Here is a 418-nt window from a genome sequence, read left to right on the forward strand (position 1 = left end):
GGAATATTGGTCAATGGACGCAAGTCTGAACCAGCCATGCCGCGTGGAGGATGAAGGTCCTCTGGATTGTAAACTTCTTTTATTTGGGAAGAAATGATTTTTCTAAAGTACTTGACGGTACCAGATGAATAAGCACCGGCTAACTCCGTGCCAGCAGCCGCGGTAATACGGAGGGTGCAAGCGTTATCCGGATTCACTGGGTTTAAAGGGTGCGTAGGCGGGTATGTAAGTCAGTGGTGAAATCTCCGGGCTTAACTCGGAAACTGCCATTGATACTATCTATCTTGAATACCGTGGAGGTAAGCGGAATATGTCATGTAGCGGTGAAATGCTTAGATATGACATAGAACACCGATTGCGAAGGCAGCTCACTACGCAAATATTGACGCTGAGGCACGAAAGCGTGGGGATCAAACAG

1 rRNA gene is annotated in these 418 nt (G+C 47.6%); it reads left to right on the forward strand.

Features of this window, described 5'->3' with window-relative positions:
• Positions 1–418, forward strand: a 16S ribosomal RNA gene (locus BSZ14_RS18870); the annotation flags it as partial.

Source organism: Sphingomonas sp. Sph1(2015), from assembly GCF_001970915.1.
Classification (GTDB): Bacteria; Pseudomonadota; Alphaproteobacteria; order Sphingomonadales; family Sphingomonadaceae; genus Sphingomonas; species Sphingomonas parapaucimobilis.